This window comes from Acinetobacter sp. 742879 (assembly GCF_000588535.1).
Taxonomy (GTDB): domain Bacteria; phylum Pseudomonadota; class Gammaproteobacteria; order Pseudomonadales; family Moraxellaceae; genus Acinetobacter; species Acinetobacter pittii.
The window spans coordinates 30,513-51,813 of record NZ_JFYC01000018.1 but is presented as its reverse complement, the minus strand read 5'-3'; the positions used below and the strand labels follow the sequence as shown (position 1 = coordinate 51,813).

23 protein-coding genes are annotated in these 21,301 nt (G+C 38.5%); 16 read left to right on the top strand and 7 right to left on the bottom strand.

Annotation, left to right across the window (positions count from 1 at the left end; genetic code table 11):
* Positions 1 to 17 precede the first annotated feature (17 nt).
* Positions 18 to 734, bottom strand: a complete 717-nt coding sequence (locus J690_RS20815) for a YidX family protein (RefSeq protein ID WP_032038087.1) — start codon at positions 732 to 734, stop codon at positions 18 to 20.
* 279 nt (positions 735 to 1,013) lie between these two features.
* On the opposite strand from J690_RS20815, the gene J690_RS20810 reads away from it, so the two are divergent.
* The 3 genes from J690_RS20810 to J690_RS20800 all read left to right on the top strand — a co-directional run bounded on the left by J690_RS20810 (position 1,014) and on the right by J690_RS20800 (position 3,361).
* Entirely contained in the window at positions 1,014 to 1,505 is a 492-nt protein-coding gene (locus tag J690_RS20810; protein ID WP_032038084.1) for a hypothetical protein, read from the top strand.
* Between the two features lie 178 nt (positions 1,506 to 1,683).
* A complete protein-coding gene (locus J690_RS24630; protein WP_032038082.1) occupies positions 1,684 to 2,619 on the top strand; it encodes a HipA domain-containing protein in 936 nt (311 codons plus the stop codon).
* Positions 2,620 to 2,635: 16 nt separating this feature from the next.
* Positions 2,636 to 3,361 carry a HipA N-terminal domain-containing protein gene (locus J690_RS20800; RefSeq protein ID WP_032038080.1) on the top strand — a complete coding sequence of 242 codons (726 nt, stop codon included), beginning with the start codon at positions 2,636 to 2,638 and terminating at the stop codon, positions 3,359 to 3,361.
* Positions 3,362 to 3,406: 45 nt separating this feature from the next.
* Here the strand turns inward: J690_RS20800 and fadA are convergent, their stop codons facing one another.
* The 3 genes from fadA to J690_RS24115 form a co-directional block, all read right to left on the bottom strand.
* Positions 3,407 to 4,579, bottom strand: a complete 1,173-nt coding sequence (fadA, locus tag J690_RS20795; RefSeq protein ID WP_005065826.1) for an acetyl-CoA C-acyltransferase FadA — start codon at positions 4,577 to 4,579, stop codon at positions 3,407 to 3,409.
* 12 nt (positions 4,580 to 4,591) lie between these two features.
* Positions 4,592 to 6,745 carry a fatty acid oxidation complex subunit alpha FadB gene (fadB, locus tag J690_RS20790; RefSeq protein WP_032038078.1) on the bottom strand — a complete coding sequence of 718 codons (2,154 nt, stop codon included), beginning with the start codon at positions 6,743 to 6,745 and terminating at the stop codon, positions 4,592 to 4,594.
* 150 nt (positions 6,746 to 6,895) lie between these two features.
* Positions 6,896 to 7,012 (bottom strand): hypothetical protein, encoded by a 117-nt coding sequence (locus J690_RS24115; protein WP_081405265.1) that lies wholly within the window; start codon positions 7,010 to 7,012, stop codon positions 6,896 to 6,898.
* Between the two features lie 306 nt (positions 7,013 to 7,318).
* Between J690_RS24115 and lpxO the strand changes: the two genes are divergently transcribed.
* The 9 genes from lpxO to J690_RS20750 all read left to right on the top strand — a co-directional run bounded on the left by lpxO (position 7,319) and on the right by J690_RS20750 (position 15,468).
* On the top strand, positions 7,319 to 8,233 hold the full coding sequence (lpxO, locus tag J690_RS20785) for a lipid A hydroxylase LpxO (protein WP_032038075.1): 915 nt from the start codon (positions 7,319 to 7,321) through the stop codon (positions 8,231 to 8,233).
* 84 nt (positions 8,234 to 8,317) lie between these two features.
* Complete coding sequence (locus J690_RS24105; RefSeq protein ID WP_014208213.1) at positions 8,318 to 8,443, top strand: hypothetical protein; 126 nt, start codon at positions 8,318 to 8,320, stop codon at positions 8,441 to 8,443.
* Positions 8,440 to 9,483, top strand: coding sequence for a hypothetical protein (locus tag J690_RS20780; protein ID WP_081405264.1), 1,044 nt, complete (start codon positions 8,440 to 8,442; stop codon positions 9,481 to 9,483). The genes J690_RS24105 and J690_RS20780 overlap by 4 nt, the downstream gene beginning before the upstream one ends.
* A 309-nt stretch (positions 9,484 to 9,792) precedes the next feature.
* The gene (locus J690_RS20775) at positions 9,793 to 10,323 is read left to right on the top strand and encodes a peptidoglycan hydrolase (RefSeq protein WP_025469759.1); all 531 of its coding nucleotides are present in this window, start codon (positions 9,793 to 9,795) and stop codon (positions 10,321 to 10,323) included.
* A 133-nt stretch (positions 10,324 to 10,456) separates the two neighbouring features.
* Complete coding sequence (gene uvrC, locus J690_RS20770) at positions 10,457 to 12,256, top strand: excinuclease ABC subunit UvrC (protein WP_002114749.1); 1,800 nt, start codon at positions 10,457 to 10,459, stop codon at positions 12,254 to 12,256.
* Positions 12,257 to 12,378: 122 nt separating this feature from the next.
* Positions 12,379 to 13,173, top strand: a complete 795-nt coding sequence (locus J690_RS20765; protein ID WP_032038069.1) for a thioesterase family protein — start codon at positions 12,379 to 12,381, stop codon at positions 13,171 to 13,173.
* A gap of 118 nt (positions 13,174 to 13,291) precedes the next feature.
* Positions 13,292 to 13,879 (top strand): CDP-diacylglycerol--glycerol-3-phosphate 3-phosphatidyltransferase, encoded by a 588-nt coding sequence (pgsA, locus tag J690_RS20760; protein ID WP_002114808.1) that lies wholly within the window; start codon positions 13,292 to 13,294, stop codon positions 13,877 to 13,879.
* A gap of 126 nt (positions 13,880 to 14,005) precedes the next feature.
* The gene (locus tag J690_RS20755; RefSeq protein ID WP_032038066.1) at positions 14,006 to 14,860 is read left to right on the top strand and encodes a methylated-DNA--[protein]-cysteine S-methyltransferase; all 855 of its coding nucleotides are present in this window, start codon (positions 14,006 to 14,008) and stop codon (positions 14,858 to 14,860) included.
* Entirely contained in the window at positions 14,857 to 15,468 is a 612-nt protein-coding gene (locus J690_RS20750; protein WP_017402599.1) for an alpha-ketoglutarate-dependent dioxygenase AlkB family protein, read from the top strand. Before J690_RS20755 ends, J690_RS20750 begins: the two co-directional genes overlap by 4 nt.
* 184 nt (positions 15,469 to 15,652) lie before the next feature.
* On the opposite strand, the gene J690_RS20745 is transcribed toward J690_RS20750, so the two are convergent.
* Positions 15,653 to 16,426 (bottom strand): IclR family transcriptional regulator, encoded by a 774-nt coding sequence (locus J690_RS20745; protein ID WP_002114686.1) that lies wholly within the window; start codon positions 16,424 to 16,426, stop codon positions 15,653 to 15,655.
* A 368-nt stretch (positions 16,427 to 16,794) separates the two neighbouring features.
* On the opposite strand from J690_RS20745, the gene J690_RS24100 reads away from it, so the two are divergent.
* The 4 genes from J690_RS24100 to J690_RS20730 are packed head-to-tail and all read left to right on the top strand — an operon-like array spanning position 16,795 to position 20,256.
* Positions 16,795 to 16,926 (top strand): hypothetical protein, encoded by a 132-nt coding sequence (locus J690_RS24100; RefSeq protein WP_014208220.1) that lies wholly within the window; start codon positions 16,795 to 16,797, stop codon positions 16,924 to 16,926.
* The gene (locus J690_RS20740; RefSeq protein WP_032038064.1) at positions 16,917 to 19,016 is read left to right on the top strand and encodes an FUSC family protein; all 2,100 of its coding nucleotides are present in this window, start codon (positions 16,917 to 16,919) and stop codon (positions 19,014 to 19,016) included. The genes J690_RS24100 and J690_RS20740 overlap by 10 nt, the downstream gene beginning before the upstream one ends.
* Positions 19,009 to 19,215, top strand: coding sequence for a DUF1656 domain-containing protein (locus tag J690_RS20735; RefSeq protein ID WP_002115096.1), 207 nt, complete (start codon positions 19,009 to 19,011; stop codon positions 19,213 to 19,215). The genes J690_RS20740 and J690_RS20735 overlap by 8 nt, the downstream gene beginning before the upstream one ends.
* 39 nt (positions 19,216 to 19,254) lie before the next feature.
* Complete coding sequence (locus J690_RS20730) at positions 19,255 to 20,256, top strand: HlyD family secretion protein (protein ID WP_002114928.1); 1,002 nt, start codon at positions 19,255 to 19,257, stop codon at positions 20,254 to 20,256.
* 31 nt (positions 20,257 to 20,287) lie between these two features.
* On the opposite strand, the gene ruvX is transcribed toward J690_RS20730, so the two are convergent.
* Positions 20,288 to 20,728 carry a Holliday junction resolvase RuvX gene (ruvX, locus tag J690_RS20725; RefSeq protein ID WP_002115066.1) on the bottom strand — a complete coding sequence of 147 codons (441 nt, stop codon included), beginning with the start codon at positions 20,726 to 20,728 and terminating at the stop codon, positions 20,288 to 20,290.
* Positions 20,728 to 21,282, bottom strand: coding sequence for a YqgE/AlgH family protein (locus tag J690_RS20720; protein ID WP_002114753.1), 555 nt, complete (start codon positions 21,280 to 21,282; stop codon positions 20,728 to 20,730). The genes ruvX and J690_RS20720 overlap by 1 nt, the downstream gene beginning before the upstream one ends.
* Between the last annotated feature and the right edge of the window lie 19 nt (positions 21,283 to 21,301).

Here is a 21,301-nt window from a genome sequence, read left to right as displayed (position 1 = left end):
TTTTTTTTCGTAGCCTATTAGGGCTGGTAAATGATACCCATGACTTTCGCAGGTAAAGCGATAATATCGAAAGTTAAGGTAAACGGAAGCAGTGGTAAACTTGCTAGCTTCTCTTTAGTTGATAAGGGCACTTTTCCACTTTTATCGTGAAGATATTGGATTTTAACTTGATATGGCTTAGATAAAGGGGTTATTGTTTTAAGATTTTTTACAGGAGGATAAACAGTTCCTTTAATATTTAAATCAAATTTATGTGGTTCTGATGTCTTTGCACAGCCACATGGAACTACACCATATTGTTTAAATAAAGCTGATTCTTTCTCGTTCAATTTCCCATTAGGTGGGGTGTAAGAAAATCTAATATGCCCGTAAAAATGATTACTATCCGGAACTGGAGCATTAAAATCTAGCTCATTACTTATTTGAATATATTGTGGATTTAATTGATTAATTAATTGAATGAAATCGTTACCGCCTTTACTAATGACATAACTATATTTTTTCCCTGCGATGACAACACTGTCCTCTGGTTCATTAGGGAGAGATACTGATGGTTTACCAAATGCAATTACATCATCTTCAATTAAAGTGATCCATTCATGGCCTGAGTCATATTTTGTAAATAGCTCTCGCGTGTTTTCACCAATAATTCGGTTACTCGCACAACCAGTGAGAAAGAAACTGACGAGTAGGCAGCTCATAAGAATATTCTGATTTAATACTTTAAAGTTCATTATTTCTGTTGAATTCAATGGATTTATAAAAGTCTGACTATAAACAAAAGATCTTAATATTTAAATCTAGTAGTATGATCTGACTTAGTTATACTCAGACTAATTTCTAAAATATTTTAGAAAGTCCCTTACTATTACATTAAAAATTTTAATTATATTTACCGTTTATCTGAGTCTTACTGAATCAAATTCGACTTTGTTGTAGCCTATTTATAGATACTTTTAATTTAATCATCATCTTTTTAATTTGAATAGGGTGAATGATTTTTGGAGCAAGTTATGAACTTTCTAAAACAATCAGCTTTCATTGCTGCATTTGCTTTTATGGGTTTACCGACTGTTCAAGCAGAGGAAGTAGCGACTTTACCAACAATTCGCGTTATGGCTGAATCTGAGTTACGTGAAGAGGTGGGTTTTGTACCTTTCCAAGAAGATAAAAAAGTGCGCCAGGCGCTGCAACATCATGAGTATAAAACACATTACGATATACAAAATGCTTTAGTCCCTGAAGGCATGACGACAGTAGATTATCAGCCAGTCATGGCACAGCCTGATTTGTCTCAACTTTCTCCATTCTTACAACAATACATTTTAGCGGTAGCGGGTGGAATACAGTCTTCTGATCCAACCAACGGTATTTTTGAAATATTAAGACCTTTGAACATTAACCGAAGTAATGTCGATGCTTATCGTGAAGGTACGATGAAAGTTAACCTTAGTGATCTCATAAAATTACAACAGCAAATTCAAGATGGTTTAAAAGGACGTTAAAATAAAAATCTCCGCATTTTTAGAAAAGATTAAAATTATGTTTTATTGATTTTATAATTGTTTGAAATTAAATATTATTTTATTTACCATTATAAATATTTATATTATTAAGTATTGGGCGACACATTTTGTCGCTTATAGTTTTTTTCATAAGTTTTATTAATGCATTTGGGATACTATGGATAAGTTAAATAGTAGTTACAATATCTTTGATATCTCTCATGTAGAGTCTGATCTTTTAGAGCAATTAGGTACAAAAAGTAAATTCTGGTATTTGTCTGAAGGTGAAGAGTTTCTTTTTAAAAGTGTGCAATCTAATACAGGAGAGCGATTAGGTGATGATTGGGCTGAAAAAATCTCTTGTGAATTAGCCGCTTTGTTAGAATTACCACATGCACATTATGAATTGGCGATACACAAAGGAGTACGTGGTGTTATAACCAAGAATTTTATTTCTGAGCGAGGAGAGCAACTAATGCTTGGTAATGAACTTCTTGAAGGTCTTGTATCCTCTGCTGAAGAAGGTAACCCAAACATACAATTTATTGAAGATGTATATAAAATTATGCGAAACACTATCATCAATAAGCCAATTGGATTTAGTAGTCTAGCTAATATTAAATCTGCTAGTGATTTTTTTGTTGGTTATTTGATGTTTGATGCCTTAATTGCAAATCAAGATAGGCATAATGAAAATTGGGGAACTATCATTACTGTTAAAGGTGTGAAACATCTTGCACCAAGCTATGACCATGGAGCGAGTTTAGCAAGAAATGTTAGTGATGAAGAAAAAAGAATACGAATGACTTCAAAGGATAAAGGGCAGCAAATACCAACCTTTGTTCTAAAAGCAAAATCATGGTTTTTAGAAAAGGAAATAGCTGGTAAAAAGAAAAGGCTGAAACTATTAGATGCTTTTCGGCGTTATGCTTTAATGGAAAGAGTCGCTGCAAAGAGTTGGTTAGAGATATTGAATAAGGTTAAAGATGATGATGTAAGATTAATTATAGATAGGGTTCCTGAGACTCTTATGTCTTCTACCTCAAAAGATTTTACATATGAATTAATTTTATGTAATAAAGCTAATCTATTAGCAATAAAACGTGATTTGTAAGTGAGGAATTGTCAGCATGAAAAGTGTTTTTGTTATGTGGCAAGATTCTACAGGTACACGAATGTGGCATCCTGTTGCTAAATTAACTCAACAAAATTCTTGTAGATATGTTCTGAGCTACACAAAAGGTGCTCAGCACGAAAAGTTTTCATTTTTTCCTAATATGCAGGATATTTCTAAAAGCTATACTTCTGATAGATTATTTAGTTTCTTTAGAAATAGGTTAATTCCTGAGAGCCGCCCTGAGCATGACAATATGTTTGAGTGGTCTGGTTTATCTAGTGATTCTAAAGATTATTTAGAGTTACTTGCAATTTCAGGAGGTGAAAAGAAAACTGATCATTTTCGAATCGTTAATTTACCTAAAAATGAAGATGGTTTTTATCGAATCAAGTTTTTTATTAGTAGTATCAATTATTTGAATGAGATTGAGAAAACTAGTATTATATCTCTGCGACCTAATGATCGACTCAAATATCAATTTGATGAAAATAATTTGGTTGATGTAGATGCAACAATTTTATTGAAAGAAGATAATGTTAGGGTTGGGTACTTGCCACATTATTTATGTAAAGACTTGAAAAAATTACTTAATTATTTAAATGAAGATGATATTCAAATTAAAGTACTAAAGGTAAATCTAGATGCACCCTCGCAGTTTAAGGTTTTATGCGAATTAAAAGCACCATGGCCAGAAAATTTTAATGCCTTTAATGATGAAGAATTTTCTAGTTATGAATAATAAAAATCCCCGCATTGAGCGGGGATTTTTTTATCTTGGTGTTAATTAAACACGTTCGATCACTGTTGCAATACCTTGACCAAGGCCGATACACATGGTCGCAAGACCGATTTGAGTATCTTGTTGTTCCATTACGTTCAACAAAGTAGTTGTGATACGTGCACCAGAACAGCCTAGTGGGTGACCCAAAGCAATCGCACCACCATTTAAGTTAATGATGTCTTGCTTGTCATAAATACCTAAGCCTTTCATTACTGATAAGCCTTGAGCAGCAAATGCTTCGTTTAACTCGATAGTTTGAATATCAGCCATCGTTAAACCAGCACGTTTAAGCGCTTTTTGAGTTGCTGGAACTGGACCGTAACCCATGATTGCTGCGTCACAACCTGCAACTGCCATAGAGCGAATTACAGCGCGTGGTTTTAAACCTAACGCTTGGGCGCGTTCAGCAGACATAAGTAACATTGCAGAAGCACCGTCAGATAAAGCTGAAGATGTAGCCGCAGTTACAGTACCACCTTTCGGGTCAAATACAGGACGTAATGCTTTGAACGCTTCAAGGTTTGCATCTGGACGAATTACCTCGTCGATGTCGCAAAGGATTTTAAAGCCATTAGCATCGTGGCCTTCAACACCAACGATTTCATTTTTGAAACGACCTTCTTGAGTTGCAGCCCAAGCACGGCGGTGAGATTCAACACCAAAAGCGTCTTGCTCTTCACGGCTAATGCCATTCATGCGACCTAACATTTCAGCAGTTAAGCCCATCATGTTAGATGCTTTTGCATAGTGTTTAGATGCTTCTGGGTTTAGGTCGATGCCATGCATCATACCTACGTGGCCCATGTGCTCTACACCACCAATAATGAAAATATCACCTTGGTTTGTTGCAATCTGTGCAGCAGCAGTATGAAGTGCTTGCATAGAAGAACCACAAAGACGGTTTACTGTTTGACCAGCAACAGTTTTTGGTAAGTCAGCCAATAAGCCGATGTTACGGCCAATGTTCATACCTTGTTCTAGAGTCTGGTTTACACAGCCCCAGATCAGGTCTTCAACTTCGTTTACATCAAACTGGTTACGAGCAACGAGTGCACGAACCAATTCAGCAGATAAGCTGTCAGCACGTACATTACGGAACATACCGTTTTTGGTTTTACCCATTGCAGAACGTACGCCATCAACGATGACAACGTCACGTGGATTTAAAGTAGCCATTCACGTTGCTCCTTAACCGTAGAATTTTTTGTTGTTAGCAGCCATGTCGCGCAACATTTGTGGCGCTTCATAAGCCTTACCTAAGTGTGCATATTTGTCGCAAAGTGCAACGTATTCAGCAACACCAGTCTGGTCGATATAACGACATGGACCACCACGGAATGGAGGGAAACCTACACCCATAATCATTGCCATGTCTGCTTCAGCAGCAGTTGCAACGATGTTGTCTTCTAAGCAACGAACTGTTTCGTTACAGAAAGCAAGCATCATGCGGTCAATAATTTCTTGGCTATCAAACTCGCGTTTCTCACCCGTTACGAAAGGAGCAATGATTTCATATGCTGTTGGATCAACAGTTTTTGCTTTTTTGCCTTTCTTATCGAGTTCGTATTTGTAGAAACCAACGTCATTCTTTTGACCAAGACGTTTAGCTTCGTACATTGCTTGGATTGAACCTTTGTAGTCTGGCTTCATACGGTCTGGGAAACCTTCAGCCATGACTTCTGCCCCATGTACACCTGTGTCGATACCAACAACATCGATGAGGTAAGCAGGACCCATTGGCCAGCCAAACTTAGACATTACATTGTCAACTTGCTGGAAGTCTGCGCCATCTTTTACAAGAAGGTCGAACGCACCAAAGTAAGGGAACAATACACGGTTAACCAAGAATCCTGGGCAGTCGTTTACAACGATCGGTGTTTTACCCATTTTTTGAGCAAGAACAACAGTAGTTGCAATCGCTTCTTCAGAAGTCTTTTCACCACGAATCACTTCTACAAGCGGCATCATGTGAACTGGGTTGAAGAAGTGCATACCAACGAAGTTTTCAGGACGTTGTAATGCTTTTGCTAAACGCGTGATTGAAATCGTAGAAGTATTAGAAGCAATAATCGTATTTTCACGAACATTCTTCTCAGTATCCGCAAGTACCATTTCTTTTACTTTTGGATTTTCTGTAACTGCTTCGATCACGATATCAACTTCTTTAAACTCATCGTAGCTTAAAGTAGGACGGATACGTGCAAGCGTTTCACCCATTTGCGCAGGTTTCATTTTCTTGCGTTCAACTTGTTTAGTTAACAAGCTATTCGCTTCTTTCATACCTAAAGCAAGTTGTGGGTTACCAATATCTTTCATGATAATTGGTGTACCTTTGCTTGCCGCTTGGTAAGCAATACCACCACCCATGATACCAGCGCCAAGTACAGCTGCTTGGTTTACAGGGTGTGCACCTTTTTCATATTTTTTAGCAGTTTTCTTAACAACTTGGTCATTGAGGAATAAACCAATCAATGCACCAGCTTGTGGCGTAATCGCAGCTTTTGCAAAACCTTCCGCTTCAGCTTTTAATGCTTCGTCACGCGCAAGGCTTGCACCCGCTTGTAATGAATCAAGTAATAATTTTGGAGCAGGGTATTGAGCAGGATTTGCTTTAGCAAGTACTGCACCTTTTGCAGTATTGAACGCCATCATTTGTTCAAGTGGGTTCAATTTTACAGCTTCAAGCTTTTCTTGACGTTTTGCTTTCCAGTTTAAACGACCAGAAATTGCTTGCTTAACCAAGTCAGTTGCAGCTTCAAGTAATTTATCAGCAGCTACAACCGCATCTACCGCACCATCTTTTAGGGCAGCAGCCGGTTTTTTAGGAGCAGCCATCGCCATCCATTCAACCGCGTTGTCGATACCGATCAGACGGCTTAAACGTACGCTACCGCCGAAACCTGGGTAAATACCAAGTTTAATTTCCGGTAAGCCCACTTGTGCAGCTTCTGACATCACACGATAATCACAAACTAAACACATTTCAAAACCGCCACCTAACGCCATACCGTTAATAGCAACAACTTTTGGAATCTCTAAATCTTCAAAGCTATTGAAGATTTCGTGAACAGGCATAAGCCAGTCAACAATCGCTTTTTCGCCTTGTGCGAAGTTTTCACCAAATTCGGTAATGTCTGCCCCAACAATAAATGTCGATTTGCCAGAGGTAACAACTAAGCCTTTAATATCATTATTTGCTTTTACCGCAGCAATAGCAGCTTGGAAATCTTCAATTGTTGCACGGTTAAATTTATTGACCGACTCACCTTGTAAGTCAAAGCGGAATTCTGCAATTCCGTCCGAAAGCATTTGGACGGTAATGGCATTGCCAGCGTGGATCATGCCTGATCTCCTTAGTTTTGGAGGACTTCTAAGTTGATGTTATGAAGCGTGTGCACATCTTAGGTACACATTTATGCTTCGCTAATCTTACGATAACTATATCTAAAAAAAACCTGACAAGTTGTATCAAGCCGTGACGCAAGGGTCATCTTATTTATTATTCAATTCATCTATATGAAATGCATAAAAGAAATCATAAAGATAGCTAATAACGAAAGACATTTGTTTTAACTTAATTTTTTCTTTATAAAGCATTGGAATTATCAATTTTTTATATAAAAACGAATAAGTTTTAAAAGTTATTTTTTTGTCAAAAATGTCAATTGTTAGAAGGATAGTCTGTAAATAACAGTAGCAATAGTAATAAATCTTAACTTCCTTAAATTTATGGAAAAATACACTATATTTAAAATTTTTATTACAACAGCGCTGTCTATTATTTGACTTAATTTTTTTACATTCGCTTTTTCTAAGTCAATTTTGTTAAAATTTGCACCAATTAAATAAACTTCCGGTTTCTCTCTCCTTAAATATAAGGTGAAGTTACCCCTAATCTTTTGAAAGAGTAGCAATATGATTAAGTGGAGCATATTAGCGATTTTTGTGATATCAGCATTGTATATCCAACATCGCGGCAAAGTGCGTCACTCGTTTTATCGTCAATTTTTTGACCATTCAACCTTGCTCGCACCGATTAACTTTTTAATGTACATCTTTTCAAAGGTGCCGAATCAACCTTATATCGATACACAGCATTTTAAAGATTTAAAAGTGCTGGATGAAAATTGGGAAATGATTCGAGATGAAGCGAAAGCTTTATATGACCAAGGCGGAATTAAAGCTTCAAGTACCTATAACGATTTAGGTTTTAACTCATTCTTTAAAACAGGTTGGAAGCGTTTTTACCTCAAATGGTATGAATCGAGTCATCCATCTGCTGCTGAGCTTTGCCCAAAAACTACAGCACTTCTTAAAACATTGCCGACAATTAAAGCAGCAATGTTTACCGAGCTTGCACCTGACAGCCGTTTGGTAAGACACCGTGATCCGTATGCAGGTTCTTTGCGTTATCACTTAGGTCTAATTACACCAAATGATGACCGTTGTTTTATTGATGTCGATGGCGAAAGATATTCTTGGCGTGATGGTCAAAGTGTCGTGTTTGATGAAACTTATATTCACTATGCTGAAAATAAGACTGATCAAAACCGTATTATTTTCTTTGCAGACGTTGAACGTCCAATGAAAGTAAAATGGATGGAGCGTTTCAACCATTGGTTTGGTCGTAATGTGATGACTGCGGCAAGCTCACCGAATGAAACAGGCGACCAAACAGGTGGCCTAAATAAAGCTTTTGGTTATGTCTATCAAATTCGTATTAAAGCTAAAGCATTAAAAGCTAAAAACCGTAAGTTGTATTACTTCTTAAAATGGTTCCTCATGCTTGGGATTTTCTTCCTGATTTTTGTTCGACCATATGTATTTTAATTAAAGCGCCCGAAAGGGCGTTTTTTATTTTGATTATTTAAATAATTTGCATTTATTTTATGCATTTAAAAAAAGATTATTGGCATGAATAGTACTTTATTTAAAATTTTAGGTGAATTTTATATTAATTATTGGGATGATAATACAACTGGTAAATATATACCTTTCTTGTACTTAATAAATTTAAAAATTTGCGTGGAATATAAATGAATACGGTGATGAAACAAGCTTTAGTAATAACTACATTCAGTGCAGCAGTAATATTGACTGGATGTGGTAAATCTAAGCCAGAGCCAAAATCAAAAACAGAAAAAGTTGAGGTAGTTTCGGATTGGAGTTGTACACACCCTGAGAATTTAAATCAGATTCAAACTTCTTTGAAAAAAGAATATTTGAAGCAAATTGAGCGTAGCTTAAGACAAAGTCAATATCAGGTTGATGCAGATATTCTTAATAAAATTAATCAAGGTTTGAAGTTTGAAATTAAAAATATCCGCACTTTACCATTAGAAGACGAAAGCCAAAAAAATACACAATTAAGTTGTGAAAGCCAATTGGTCATTTCACTGCCGAAAGGTTTACAAAAACGTGCGGAAAAAGCATATATTGAAGAGTTGCGTCATTCTGATGAAGAATCGCAGACGCTCAATGACTATTTTTCGGATAATGAATCATCTTTGACTCTTGAAAATGATCAATTGAAAGGTGACTTCTTCTATAACATTACAAAAACAGATAAAGAGGGTTTGGTGTTTGACTTGCCAACTCAAAATAGTGTGATTGAAGGATTGGTTTTTGTTGCCACTAAAGCTGTGCAATATGCAGCCTATGTTAAAGAAAATGAGTTGATTGAAGAAAATATTGAAGAAAATCAGCAAATATCTGAACAAAATAATGAAGAGCAGACTGCTTTGGCTCAGGAAGCCATGGATGTTCGTAAAAAAGAATTGGATAGTGACAAAGCGAAGCAAGTGGAACGCTTAAATCAGACTTGGGACAAATTGAGTGCTGAGAAAAAAAACCAATTTAAACAAGACCAATCGGATTGGTTTAAAAAACGTGATGTTGAATGTAAGATTCTGGCACAAAAGACTGTAGATGAAATTCCTGAAAAAGACTTAGAAACTTACCAAAAGCAATCCGATTATTGGACTGCTGACATGCGTAAGCAAAACCAAGAGATGCAATATACGCAGTGCTTTACTCAAAAAACGATAGAGCGAACGGTTTATTTAAATAATTTAAATTAATCCTAAAACTCTTTATAAATGCTTGGTCAGTCGTATTGAAAGGAATGCGATTAACCAATTACGGGCACATACTCTACTTTTGCAGGTAGGGGGTTAGGCTTAGTAATTGAATTTCATTTGTAATGTATATTTAAATAAATATTAAAGCGCCCGAAAGGGCGTTTTTTTATGACATAGAGTATCTAATAACTTTTGTGACCTATTTCACAGTGCTGGTAATTTGTTACAACTATTAAGAGCCAATAGGCAATTTTGATTCTACAATGGCGCGGTTTTTTCGAAGACTGGTCAGCGGAAGTAGGTTTTAAAATGGCTCATGCTCATCACGCAGCTCATGCACATGTTCATCATATCGAAGAGAGAAAAGAGGACAGCTCTCAAGGCGATTTAAAAACAAAAGTGATGTTAAGACAAGCAGCTTCGACGACTGAAAAATCTAAACGATCTATAACTAAAAATCATAAAGCTGAAGACCAAAATATTAATTTGCATAAGTTCTCGAGTAAGCTCGAAAGTATCTCTGCCAACCATAGTAAAGAGAAATGCGCCAAAAATATTCGTATTGCTCTACAAGCGGCTGGAGCAGATGTGTCAAAGCATCCTGTAGCTGCTTCTGATTGGGGGCAAACGCTAGAAAAGAATGGTTATAAGAAAATTAAACCTGCTTTCAACCGTCCACAAGAAGGTGACATTTACATTATTGAGCGAACTAGTGGCCACACTTATGGTCATATTGCAGGCTATACAGGCAATGGTTGGTTCTCGGATTTTCGTCAAAAAACCTATGCGGTGTATAAAGAAAAAGACGTTAAATATAGTTACTATCGTCTAGACTCTTAAGCGAGTACGACACAATCTGTCGGACCATATTTAAATTGCTTTCCAAATTTATGTTCTAGCACAGTAAAGCACTTGAAAATTAGGGGTGAAAACATCACATTAGGTATTCAGTATTAAGCCATGCATGCCAATAGTGAATCAAAACGCTCGTCCTCATATTGAAAAAATTTTAGCCAACATGACCCAGCTTCCAGGTGTTTATAAAATGCTAGGGAAGGAGGGTGAATTGTTATATGTCGGCAAAGCAAAAAACCTAAAAAATCGGGTGTCGAGTTATTTTGTTAAAACGATTGAGCATCCTAAAACACAAGCTTTAGTTGCACGAATTTATGATATTGAAACTTTGGTTACTCGTTCAGAAACTGAAGCTTTACTCTTAGAACAAAATTTAATTAAACAACATCGTCCGCCGTATAACATTATGCTGCGGGACGATAAGTCTTACGTCTATATTTTTGTTTCGGCTGACAAGCCTTATCCTCGGCTTGCCAGTGGGCGTGGTAAAGGTAAGCACCAAATTGGTAAGTTTTTTGGCCCGTACCCAAGTGCCTATAGTGCACGCGATACGTTACTGGTTTTGCAAAAACTTTTTAATGTGCGTCAGTGCGAAAATAGTTATTTTTCACAGCGCAAGCGTCCATGTTTGCAATATCAAATCAAGCGGTGTTCAGCTCCGTGCGTAGGTCTGATTTCGCCCGAAGATTATAAAGAAGACGTTAATAATAGTATTCGCTTTTTGCAAGGTGATACCAAAGAGCTTAATCAAGAACTCATTGCCAAAATGGAACAAGCAGCGGCTGAACTTGAATTTGAAAAAGCTGTTTTTTACCGTGATCGATTATCTTTACTGCGTGAAGTTCAAGCGCAGCAAGCCGTTTTTAAAGTTAAAGGCGAAGCGGATATTCTGGCAATTGCATATCAGGCAGGCGTGACATGCGTGCAAATTATGTATGTACGCAATGGGCGAATGCTGGGTGGAAAAAGTTATTTCCCTGACATGCTCGGTGATGATCTTGGGCAAATGCTGAGTGACTTTATGGCGAACTTTTACTTTCAGGTTGCAGATGAAGTTCCCAATGAGCTTATCGTAAATATTGCTTTGCCTGATTGTAAAGAACTAGAGGAAGCGTTGGCACAGCAGTTTGGCAAAAAGGTTCAGATTAAGAGTAATGTTCGAGAAACTCGTGCCGAGTGGCTAGAACTAGCCGAAATGAACGTCCAACATGCCATTAAGGGGCAGTTGAGTAATCATTTAGAGCTTAATGAACGTTTCCATCAGTTAGAGCAAGTGGTGGGAAGACCCGTCGATCGTATTGAGTGTTTTGATATTAGTCATACCATGGGTGAAGCTCCAATTGCTTCATGTGTCGTGTTTGATCAAGGCGGGGCGCGTAAACGTGACTACCGCCAATTTGCCATTCAAGACATTACAGCAGGCGATGATTATGCTGCTATGCGTCAAGCTTTAACACGTCGTTATAAAAAAGCCATATTGCCTGATTTACTGTTGATTGATGGTGGTAAAGGCCAGCTCCATATGGCAATGGAAGTTATGCAAGAGCTTGGGCTAGATGCTTTTATGGTGGGTGTATCTAAAGGTGAAGGGCGTAAACCCGGACTTGAAACCCTGCATTTTACCGACGGCACAAAAATCCAGTTACCGGAAGACCATAAGGCATTGCATTTAATTCAGCAGGTGCGTGATGAAGCCCATCGTTTTGCGATTACCAAGCATCGTGCTAAACGCGACAAACGCCGAAGTACCTCAGTTTTAGAGGCAATTCCTGGGTTGGGGCCAAAGCGCCGTCGAGATTTATTAACTCATTTTGGTGGAATCCAAGGCGTTTTAAAAGCATCTGAAAAAGAGCTTACTCTTGTGCCCGGTTTTGGTGAAATGATGGCAAGAACGATTTATAAAATTCTGCATGAATAAAGATAGGTTTCTATGCCGAGTGACCAAATAGTTGGCATATAAGTACAAGAATGATCATTCACTTTCCCATTCAAAATGATGAAAGATGTTTCATCAAAAGTCAGAGTGCTTTAGGGAAGTGAATGTCATTACTGCAATTATTTGAAGAAATAAAAGAAAAGGAATGGATTGAAATACCTGAAGGGTGGTTGCAGGGGCGAACTGTTTTTGGTGGTCTTGTTGCTGGACTACTCATGCAAAAAGCCTGCTGCAATATTCAAGATCCAAATAAAAGATTATTAAGTTGTAGTGTTACTTTCGTGGGCCCTGTACAGCAGGGACCTGCTCAATTGACTATTGAAATTTTAAGAGAAGGGAAATCGGTCACTACGCTTGAAACCCGTTTATGGCAAGATGGTGCGGTACAAACGATTTTGGTCGCAAGCTTTGGTGTGCCGCGTGCGTCGAATATTGAAGTACGACATGAGCCTATCGTTCCAGTTTATAGGCAACCTGAAGAGTTACAACCTATTCCTTTTGCTAGACAAATGCCAGAATGCTATCAACATTTTGATGTATGCTGGGCGGAAGGTCATTATCCTGTTACAGGAAGTCAGTATGCTGACTTTGGAGGATGGTCAAGGTTTAATCCCGATAAGCATGAAAATCGTCAAATGACTTTGCCAGATTTAATTGTCTTGATGGATATTTGGCCACCTGGTGTATTGCCGATGTTTAAGCAAGTTGCTCCTGCAAGTTCTTTAACTTGGCACATTACCTATGTCCATCCGTTCCAACATCAATTGTGTGGCTGGTTTAAATATAAAGTGGTAACTGAATATGCAGGTGAAGGTTATTCCACAGAATATGCCCATCTTTGGGACCAAAATGATCATTTAATTGCAATTTTACGGCAAACTGTTACGGTATTTACCTAAGCAGTCCACTTCCTCGATTCATATATTTCGTATAAAGTGGCTGTTACAGATAGATACAATATTGAAGAAAGTATTTTTGTCTGTTACAAGATGTATGAAGACTTAATTGGCGGTGTTTATGACCACAGGGCGAATCCTGAATATCCCAAATATCCTAACATTAGCGCGTATCGCGCTTATTCCTGTATTTTTGGTGATCGCGTATTGGCCGCCTGCAATGGGTATTGGTGAGCATGAAGGTAGTATGAGTCGTCATATTATCTTGACGGCTATTTTTGTGTTTGCTGCTATTACCGATTGGTTTGATGGCTATTTAGCACGAACTTTAAACCAAACTTCAGCATTTGGCCGTTTTTTAGATCCAGTTGCAGATAAGCTTATGGTGGCGGCTGCACTGATTGTTTTAGTGCAGTGGAACCCAACGATCTCAATGGCTTTTGCAGCAATTGTTATTATTTCACGGGAAATTACAGTTTCTGCTTTACGTGAATGGATGGCAGAACTTGGTGCACGAACCAGTGTAGCAGTATCGACTGTAGGTAAATATAAAACAGCCTTTCAAATGATTGCCATTAGTGTGTTCTTACTCAATTGGCAGCCTTTAGAAATGCTTGCCTATGCTTTGTTATATACAGCGGTCATTTTAACTTTATGGTCTATGTTTATTTACCTCAAAGCAGCTTGGCCTTATTTAAAGCAGCCTTAAGTGCATATTGAATGATGAAGCCTTTCTACGATGAAAGGCTTTTTTATTTTTGAAGAGTGCAAGAATCGGGTCGTCATAGGGCTTTGGCTACTTTAATGTAAGATATAAGTGCTAAGGAGGTGACACATGCAAATGCTTTCTTCTCGGCAATTTGCTGTAATTGCCACTGTGATTGAATATTTATATGAACATCTAGATCAGCAACCTAGTCTGGACGATGTTGCGAGCCATATGAATTTAAGCTCAGGTTATATTCAACGCCAGTTTCAAGAATGGGTAGGGATTAGCCCCAAAAAATTTGTGCAATATATGAGTTTGCAACAGGCCAAATATCATCTGTTGCAACAACGGAGTTTATTAGAAACCGCTTTAAATACGGGTTTATCTGGCACAGGACGTTTACACGATCTGTTTATTCAGCTTGAAGGGATGACGCCTGGGGAATATAAACAACAAGGCGAAGGCGTTATTCTTAATTATTCGGTTGAGACAAGTCCCTTCGGTGAGTTGTTGGTTGTCAGTAGTGAAAAAGGCATATGTTCTATAAGGTTTATCGAAACTCACGCCAATATTGAACAACTCATTAAGCAGTACTTTCCGAAAGCTCAATTGAAAAATCAGTCACCGATTTGGCATCAACAAATTGCAAAGTGGTTTGAGCAGGATTTTTCAGAACACTTACAGCAAAAACTTCCACTTAATTTGGCTGGAACCCCATTTCAGCTACAAGTATGGGAAGCCTTGCTCACCATTCCGGAAGGGCAATTGCGTACTTATCAAGACATTGCAGAGCAAATTGGAAAGCCTAAAGCAGTCAGAGCCGTTGCTACTGCAATTGGACAAAATCCGATTGCGTATCTGATTCCTTGCCATCGAGTGATCCGTGCCACAGGGATGGTCGGAGAATATCATTGGCAAAAGGGGCGTAAATTGGCATTGTTAGCTTGGGAGATGTCAAAGCAACATGGAGAAACTGTATGACCTTGGATTTATTTTCTCCAGAGCCTTGTGAGAATTTATTACCCTACGATGGTGAAGTTCAGGACTATGGTTGTATTTTAAGCCCTGAAGAAGCTGAACAATATTTTCACTACCTTTATCAACACCTCGCATGGAAACATGACGAGGCTAAGTTGTATGGCAAGCACTTTATTACAGCTCGAAAAGTTGCATGGTATGGAGATGACTACTATCAATATAAATATTCGGGTGTCGCACGTGATTCTTTGCCGTGGGACAAAGCACTCGCCAAACTAAAACAACAGGTAGAACAAATACTTTCAGAAAAATTTAATTCTTGTTTGGCAAATCTTTATGAAGATGGGACCCAAGGAATGGCTTGGCACAGTGACTCGGATGTTTCTTTAGCAAGAACGACAACAATCGCTTCTTTAAGCTTTGGTGCTACCCGTAAATTTTCTTTTAGACATATTCAAAGTAAAGAGAAAGTTGAATTGTGGCTACAGCCAGGCCAACTCATTGTGATGCGTGGTGAGACTCAACAATATTGGCAACACCGTTTAAATCGCTCAACAAAGATTTTACAACCACGTATTAATCTTACTTTTCGGCAATTTAAATTTTTATAAAAATAGGGCAAGAAAAAAGCCCATGATGGCAGCATGAGCTTATTCCTCTGAGGGGGATGCTTCTACTGATGAGCTGCTGATGAAAAGAATCATCAATAGGAGCTAAAATCATAATATGAGAATATTGTGATATATTCAATGTTTTAAAGTGTAAGAAAACTTTAAATTATCATAAGGTGGGGTTTTAGATTTCACCTTTTTCAGATAATTCCATAAAACGTTGTTCAATAAGTGCTGCATTTTCTTGCAAAATTTCGATGAGCTTTTCAACGTTTAAAAAATCAAAACGATTTTTAGAGGCAACTAGAGTTAAAGCTAAAGGTACTTCTTTGTTTGAAAAACGAACAGGAACAGCTAGACCTGAAACATTTGGGTCAATCTCACCTTGCGAGAAATAGAACCCTTGTTTTTTAATTTTACGCATACGCTGAATAAAGCTCGGTTCATCTTCAGCAAAACCTGATTGTTTTAATTCTTGCTGGTAACGGTGATAGTAGTCTTGCATGCGCTGCTTACTTAAATGCGAAACCATTGTTTTTGGAGATGATCCAACGTAAATCGGTCTTGGGCAGCCTCGGCCATATGAAAGTAGCTCAGTGTCTTTAAATATTTCATGATGTATGTCAATGCAATAGTCATCATTTAAATAGGTAAGCAAACAGCACAGTTCAGTACGCTCTACAATATTTCGCATAAACGGTGTGCTGATCTGAACGAGTGGGTCGGTTGTTCTAGATATATAGTCAAGAACTGCAATTTTTGAGCCTAAGGTATAATCGCCAGAGGTTCCATTAATGCGTTTTAATAGATCAGCTGAGACTAGCTCTTTGAGGTAACGGTAACTCGTTGGTTTGGACAAGCCAAGTTCTTCGCAAATAATATCGACATTAATGATTGGACGCGAAACTGAAAATAGGTCCAGTACGGTTAAAATTTTGCCAAAACTTGAAATTGCCATAATGTCTTGTTCGTATCCTTTAACAACGAGTCATCTTTGAGTTTTTTATAACAGAAAAAAAGAAGATTTGTCTCAATTCTAAAATAAATGCCTGATTTGAGTATTTTACTCTGACAAAGAGAAAACTTCTCTCGGCTTATACATCATATACGATAATTAAAAAATATATCAAATTATCAAATGGAGATATTTTAGTTGACTAAATCGCTTTATTTTGAAAAAATTGCCAAACAAAATATCTAATCGAGAAATTGGTCGGTTCCAGATTGATTTCTTGATACCTCTTCTTTCCAAAGCTTGGCCGTTTAAATGGCGCCCAAACTGAAATCATCTCTGCCAATCAGGCGAGATGTGGAAAAATCATTGTATTGAAGGATGCTCCTCATATCATTTGCTTTGAGGCAAATGGCAAAGTTGTGTTGTCTTTAGAAAGACGATCAAATATTGAAGGGCATGCTCATCAGTTCAAATCTGTATTTGAGATGAGTTCATGTTATTAAAGCAAATACTGGCGTTCCGCCCGAGTAGGCTTGATCTGATCTTTGCCTTAAAAACATTTATTGCCGGAATGTTGGCACTATTTGTTTCATTTGAATTAGATCTGATTAATCCGATGTGGTCGATTGGTACGGTCCTGATTATTGCCAATCCATATTCAGGAATGGTGTCCTCTAAATGTGTCTATCGAGTGGTAGGGACAATTGGCGGAGCTGTGATTGCCTTAACTCTAACACCGCATTTAATTAATACACCTTGGATATTTACCGTGGTGTTGTCGTTGTGGGTGGGTTTTGCGCTTTATGTGTCGTTACTCGATCGTACTCCACGTAGTTATGCTTTTATGCTGGCCGGTTACTCGACAGCCATGATCGTCTTCAATGCGATTACGTATATTGATCAATACAATATATTCGATATTGCTTTAGCTCGGGTTATAGAAATTTCGATTGGCGTGATTTCAAGTGCAGTGGTTTCTGCCACGATTCTTCCAATGCATATTGGCTCGGCAATTAAACAGCGGGTGATAAAAACCCTAAAAGATACAGAGAATCTGTTTGCTAATTTATTAAATACAGATTCGCAGCAGAACAATACTCAGCTCTTGGCTGCCATTACTCGCGACACCACAGATATTCATGCTTTGGCAGTACATTTGAGCTATGAAAAGGGCGAACTGCATGGTATGACCAAACCCTTGCAGGAAATGCTTCATCAAATCTCAATGGTGGTGGCTAATCTAGTCGCTTTATCTGAGCGTATTAAGCAGCTTAAAGAACTTCGGTTTATCGAGACTCATGCAGAAAAACTGCAACAGCTTTCAGCTCATGTTGTACAGTTTTTAGAGCAAAAAGATCTAATCGTTGATGAAAATATTTTGCAGTTGCCTGATGAGTTTGAAAGCGATTTTGCAAGTTTGATGGAGTCGGCTTCTACACACCAACAAGTTTTGGTTGCAGCCATGAAAATGGATGTGCGCCATTTCATTAGCAATGTTTTAGCGGTTAAAGTCTTGTGGCAGCGAATTCAGCAAGGTAATAAAGAAATTCCTGACAACATTACCCCAATGACGACCAAATATCCAAGTTTGCACCGTGACCATGGTGTAGCGATACGAGGCGGTATTAGTGCAGTCCTAATTACATTTATTGTGACTGGAGTCTGGATTGTTTCGGGGTGGAAAGCTGGATTTATGATGGCACAGATGGGCGCAGTAACCGCCTGCATTTTAACAGCTTTAGATAATCCGGTTCCGGTTCTGCGTATTTTTATCTGGGGCAGTATAGCTTCAGCCGTTTTAGTCTTTGTTTATGCATTTGGTATTTTCCCGCATGTCACAACTTTTTGGGAACTTGGTCTGGTTTTGTTACCGATGTTCTTATTCGCAGTGTCTATGATGGCTAACCAGATGCTGATGCCAGTAGGCATGGTGTTGGGTATTAATACCATGATGGGACTAAACCTACACAATGCTTATAGCATGGATGCAGTGTCTTATCTTGATAGTTCATTTGCCATGATCTTAGGTGTTTTAGTGTCTTTGATTGTCATTGACGTTGTTCGTGCCATGTCACCAGATACAAGTGCAAGCCGTATTTTAGCCTTGCATTATCGCGCCATGCGACAAGCGATCTATCTGCCATATGGTCTTGATTTTAAAGTTCATCTACGCAGTATGCTAGATCGGATTGGGATTCTAAACAGCAAAATGGTGCAATCAGACGAGATTAAAACTTCAATTCATCAGGCTCTGATTGAGTCGAGTAGTATTGTTGATTTAAGCCGATTGCAAGAGTTAGCCAATCAGTTTCCTCAAACATCCGAACTCACTCAGCATATTGGCGATTTGCAACAAAATCTGGATGAGTTGTTTAGAGCTAAAGAAAACGATGAAAATGATACGACCGCTTTAGTAGAGCGAATCTACCGAGCGTTATTTGAATTAAAACAGCTTGCTTCAAATGTTGAAGATATGACTATGCGACAAAGACTACTCATTTCACTGAACAATATTGCTTATAGCATGTGCCACGTTTCATCAGAGCAAATGAATGAAAACAGCACCCTGAGAGGAGCCACAGCAAATGGGTGAGTTTAATGTTTATGGTATTTATGTGCCTTCTTTGCTCGTTCAAGCACTCTTGGCATATATCTGTTTCCGTGGGTTAAGTCCTTTAACAAATAAGTTGATTGCACAAGGCTGGATTGCATTACCTAGTATTTTTAATTTGTGTTTTTACCTCTTATTACTTTTGGTAATACATCAAATTTTTGTTGGGGTCGGTGCGTAGAGATGTTTGCGAAATTAAAGATTGAGTTAGGTGAGTGAAATGAATCAGGTGGATTTGAAAAAAGTCATCCGTCCAGTAATTTTGATTGTCGCATTAATGGTGGCGGTCTATACCATTGTGCATTTGTGGAATTACTATAACGCGGCGCCGTGGACGCGGGATGGTCGAGTTCGTGGTGACGTTATTCAAGTATCTTCGGATGTCGCGGGGCTTGTGACAGAAGTATTGGTTCAAGATAACCAGACTGTGAAAAAAGGTCAGGTGCTCTTTAAAATTGATGTTTCCCGCCGAGCTTTAGATGTAGAGCAGGCAAAATCTGATTTAGCAAAAGCAAATGCAGCCTTTGCCCAAGCGCAAGCTGGTTTAGCACAAGCCAAAGCGAACCTGATTAAATCAGATACGAATATTAAACTAGCCGAGAAAAATGCAAGCCGCTACTCAAATCTTATGGATGGCGCCATCTCTAAACAAGAACAAGATCAAGTTTTCGCAACTCGTGATCAATCTCATGCTGAACATGAGCAACTCCAAGCTGCTATTCAACAAGCGGAAGCAACTGTTAAGCAACAACAGGCTCTGATTGAGGCGGCAACGAGCAACTTGCATTTGGCCGAGCTTAATATGCATCGTGCTGCGGTGATTGCTCCAGCTGATGGTACTTTATCTAACTTTGATATGCGCCCAGGTAACTATGTTCAAGTTGGTCAGGCTGTTGCGGCACTACTTGACCGTAAACAACTCTATGTTGTGGGCTATTTTGAAGAGACTAAATTAAACCGTATTCATGTCGGCGATCAGGCCAGTGTACAGTTAATGGGTGATAGCCAAAAAATTAAAGGCCATGTACAAGGTATTGCATCAGGTATTGAAGATCGTGAACGCTCAAGCAGCTCTAAACTTCTTGCTAATGTAAATCCAACGTTCAGTTGGGTTCGTTTAGCGCAGCGTGTGCCTGTAAAAATCGTATTGGATGAAACACCAAAGAACCAGCTTGCTTTTGTCTCTGGACGTACGGCAACTGTACATATTATCGAGAAATAAAAAAGGAAGGCTTTAGCCTTCCTTTTTAATATTACGGGGTTAAACCGACCGGATTTCGATACCAACTCTGAATGAGTAAGGCGGCTGCAAAACTATCTGCAGAAAGTTTTTTTGCTCGACCTTGCTCTTGGTAGAAACCGAGTTCTTCTCGTGCTTCACGTGTAGTTAGGCGCTCATCTACCATTAATGTTTCAATATTGGTTTGATGGCGTAAACGTCTCGCAAATTTGCGGGCACGTGTAGAAAGTTCTGACTCGCTATCATCCATATTCAGAGGCAAACCAACCAAAAATAGATCAGGTTGCCATTCTTTCACGATTTTTAAGAGCTGATCCCAGTTTGGAATACCATCTTTCATCACAAATAGAGGGAGGGGATTGGCACTTTCAATTGAAGACTGACCAATTGCCATTCCCATTTTTTGAGTGCCAAAGTCAAAAGCCATAATCGATTTTGATTGTGTTTCGGTCATTAAGCATGTCCGATTTCAGATGCTAACCATGCACGATCTACACCGATTTTTTTATAGGCTGCATCCCAACGATCGTCATAAGGCAGGTTAAAAATCAGATCCATATCGGCATCACAAATGAGCCAGTCACCGCGCGTAATTTCATCTTCTAACTGGTTTTTACCCCAGCTCGCATAACCTAAAGCAATTTGATATCGGCCGACACCTTCATTGTGGGCAATCGCATCAAGAATATCTTTACTGGTAGTAATACAAACATTTTCACCTACAGCAATAGATGAATGCCATGTCGGTTGTCCAGTATGAAGAACGAATCCAGCCTCGGGACGTAATGGCCCACCTTGTAAAACCACATGTGGATTTACATTGTCTGCTTCAATGTCGAGATCATTGAGTAATTCTTTAATTTGAATGCCGGAAGGGCGGTTAATAATAATGCCTTGAGCACCTTCTTCATCATGACGGGCAAGATAAATTACAGTGTTTGCGAAAAAGTCATCTGCCATTTCTGGCGGGGCAATCAGACAACGGTGAGTCAGATATTGTTTGGTCACCTAAGCGGTTCTCCCTCAA

Bases quoted from the DNA above. Each gene is read 5' to 3' on its own strand.
- J690_RS20815 (WP_032038087.1), bottom strand. From the start codon at position 734: ATGAACTTTAAAGTATTAAATCAGAATATTCTTATGAGCTGCCTACTC.
- J690_RS20810 (WP_032038084.1), top strand. From the start codon at position 1,014: ATGAACTTTCTAAAACAATCAGCTTTCATTGCTGCATTTGCTTTTATG.
- J690_RS24630 (WP_032038082.1), top strand. From the start codon at position 1,684: ATGGATAAGTTAAATAGTAGTTACAATATCTTTGATATCTCTCATGTA.
- J690_RS20800 (WP_032038080.1), top strand. From the start codon at position 2,636: ATGAAAAGTGTTTTTGTTATGTGGCAAGATTCTACAGGTACACGAATG.
- fadA (WP_005065826.1), bottom strand. From the start codon at position 4,579: ATGGCTACTTTAAATCCACGTGACGTTGTCATCGTTGATGGCGTACGT.
- fadB (WP_032038078.1), bottom strand. From the start codon at position 6,745: ATGATCCACGCTGGCAATGCCATTACCGTCCAAATGCTTTCGGACGGA.
- lpxO (WP_032038075.1), top strand. From the start codon at position 7,319: ATGATTAAGTGGAGCATATTAGCGATTTTTGTGATATCAGCATTGTAT.
- J690_RS24105 (WP_014208213.1), top strand. From the start codon at position 8,318: ATGAATAGTACTTTATTTAAAATTTTAGGTGAATTTTATATTAATTAT.
- J690_RS20780 (WP_081405264.1), top strand. From the start codon at position 8,440: ATGAATACGGTGATGAAACAAGCTTTAGTAATAACTACATTCAGTGCA.
- J690_RS20775 (WP_025469759.1), top strand. From the start codon at position 9,793: ATGGCTCATGCTCATCACGCAGCTCATGCACATGTTCATCATATCGAA.
- J690_RS20765 (WP_032038069.1), top strand. From the start codon at position 12,379: ATGTCATTACTGCAATTATTTGAAGAAATAAAAGAAAAGGAATGGATT.
- pgsA (WP_002114808.1), top strand. From the start codon at position 13,292: ATGACCACAGGGCGAATCCTGAATATCCCAAATATCCTAACATTAGCG.
- J690_RS20755 (WP_032038066.1), top strand. From the start codon at position 14,006: ATGCAAATGCTTTCTTCTCGGCAATTTGCTGTAATTGCCACTGTGATT.
- J690_RS20750 (WP_017402599.1), top strand. From the start codon at position 14,857: ATGACCTTGGATTTATTTTCTCCAGAGCCTTGTGAGAATTTATTACCC.
- J690_RS20745 (WP_002114686.1), bottom strand. From the start codon at position 16,426: ATGGCAATTTCAAGTTTTGGCAAAATTTTAACCGTACTGGACCTATTT.
- J690_RS20740 (WP_032038064.1), top strand. From the start codon at position 16,917: ATGTTATTAAAGCAAATACTGGCGTTCCGCCCGAGTAGGCTTGATCTG.
- J690_RS20735 (WP_002115096.1), top strand. From the start codon at position 19,009: ATGGGTGAGTTTAATGTTTATGGTATTTATGTGCCTTCTTTGCTCGTT.
- J690_RS20730 (WP_002114928.1), top strand. From the start codon at position 19,255: ATGAATCAGGTGGATTTGAAAAAAGTCATCCGTCCAGTAATTTTGATT.
- ruvX (WP_002115066.1), bottom strand. From the start codon at position 20,728: ATGACCGAAACACAATCAAAATCGATTATGGCTTTTGACTTTGGCACT.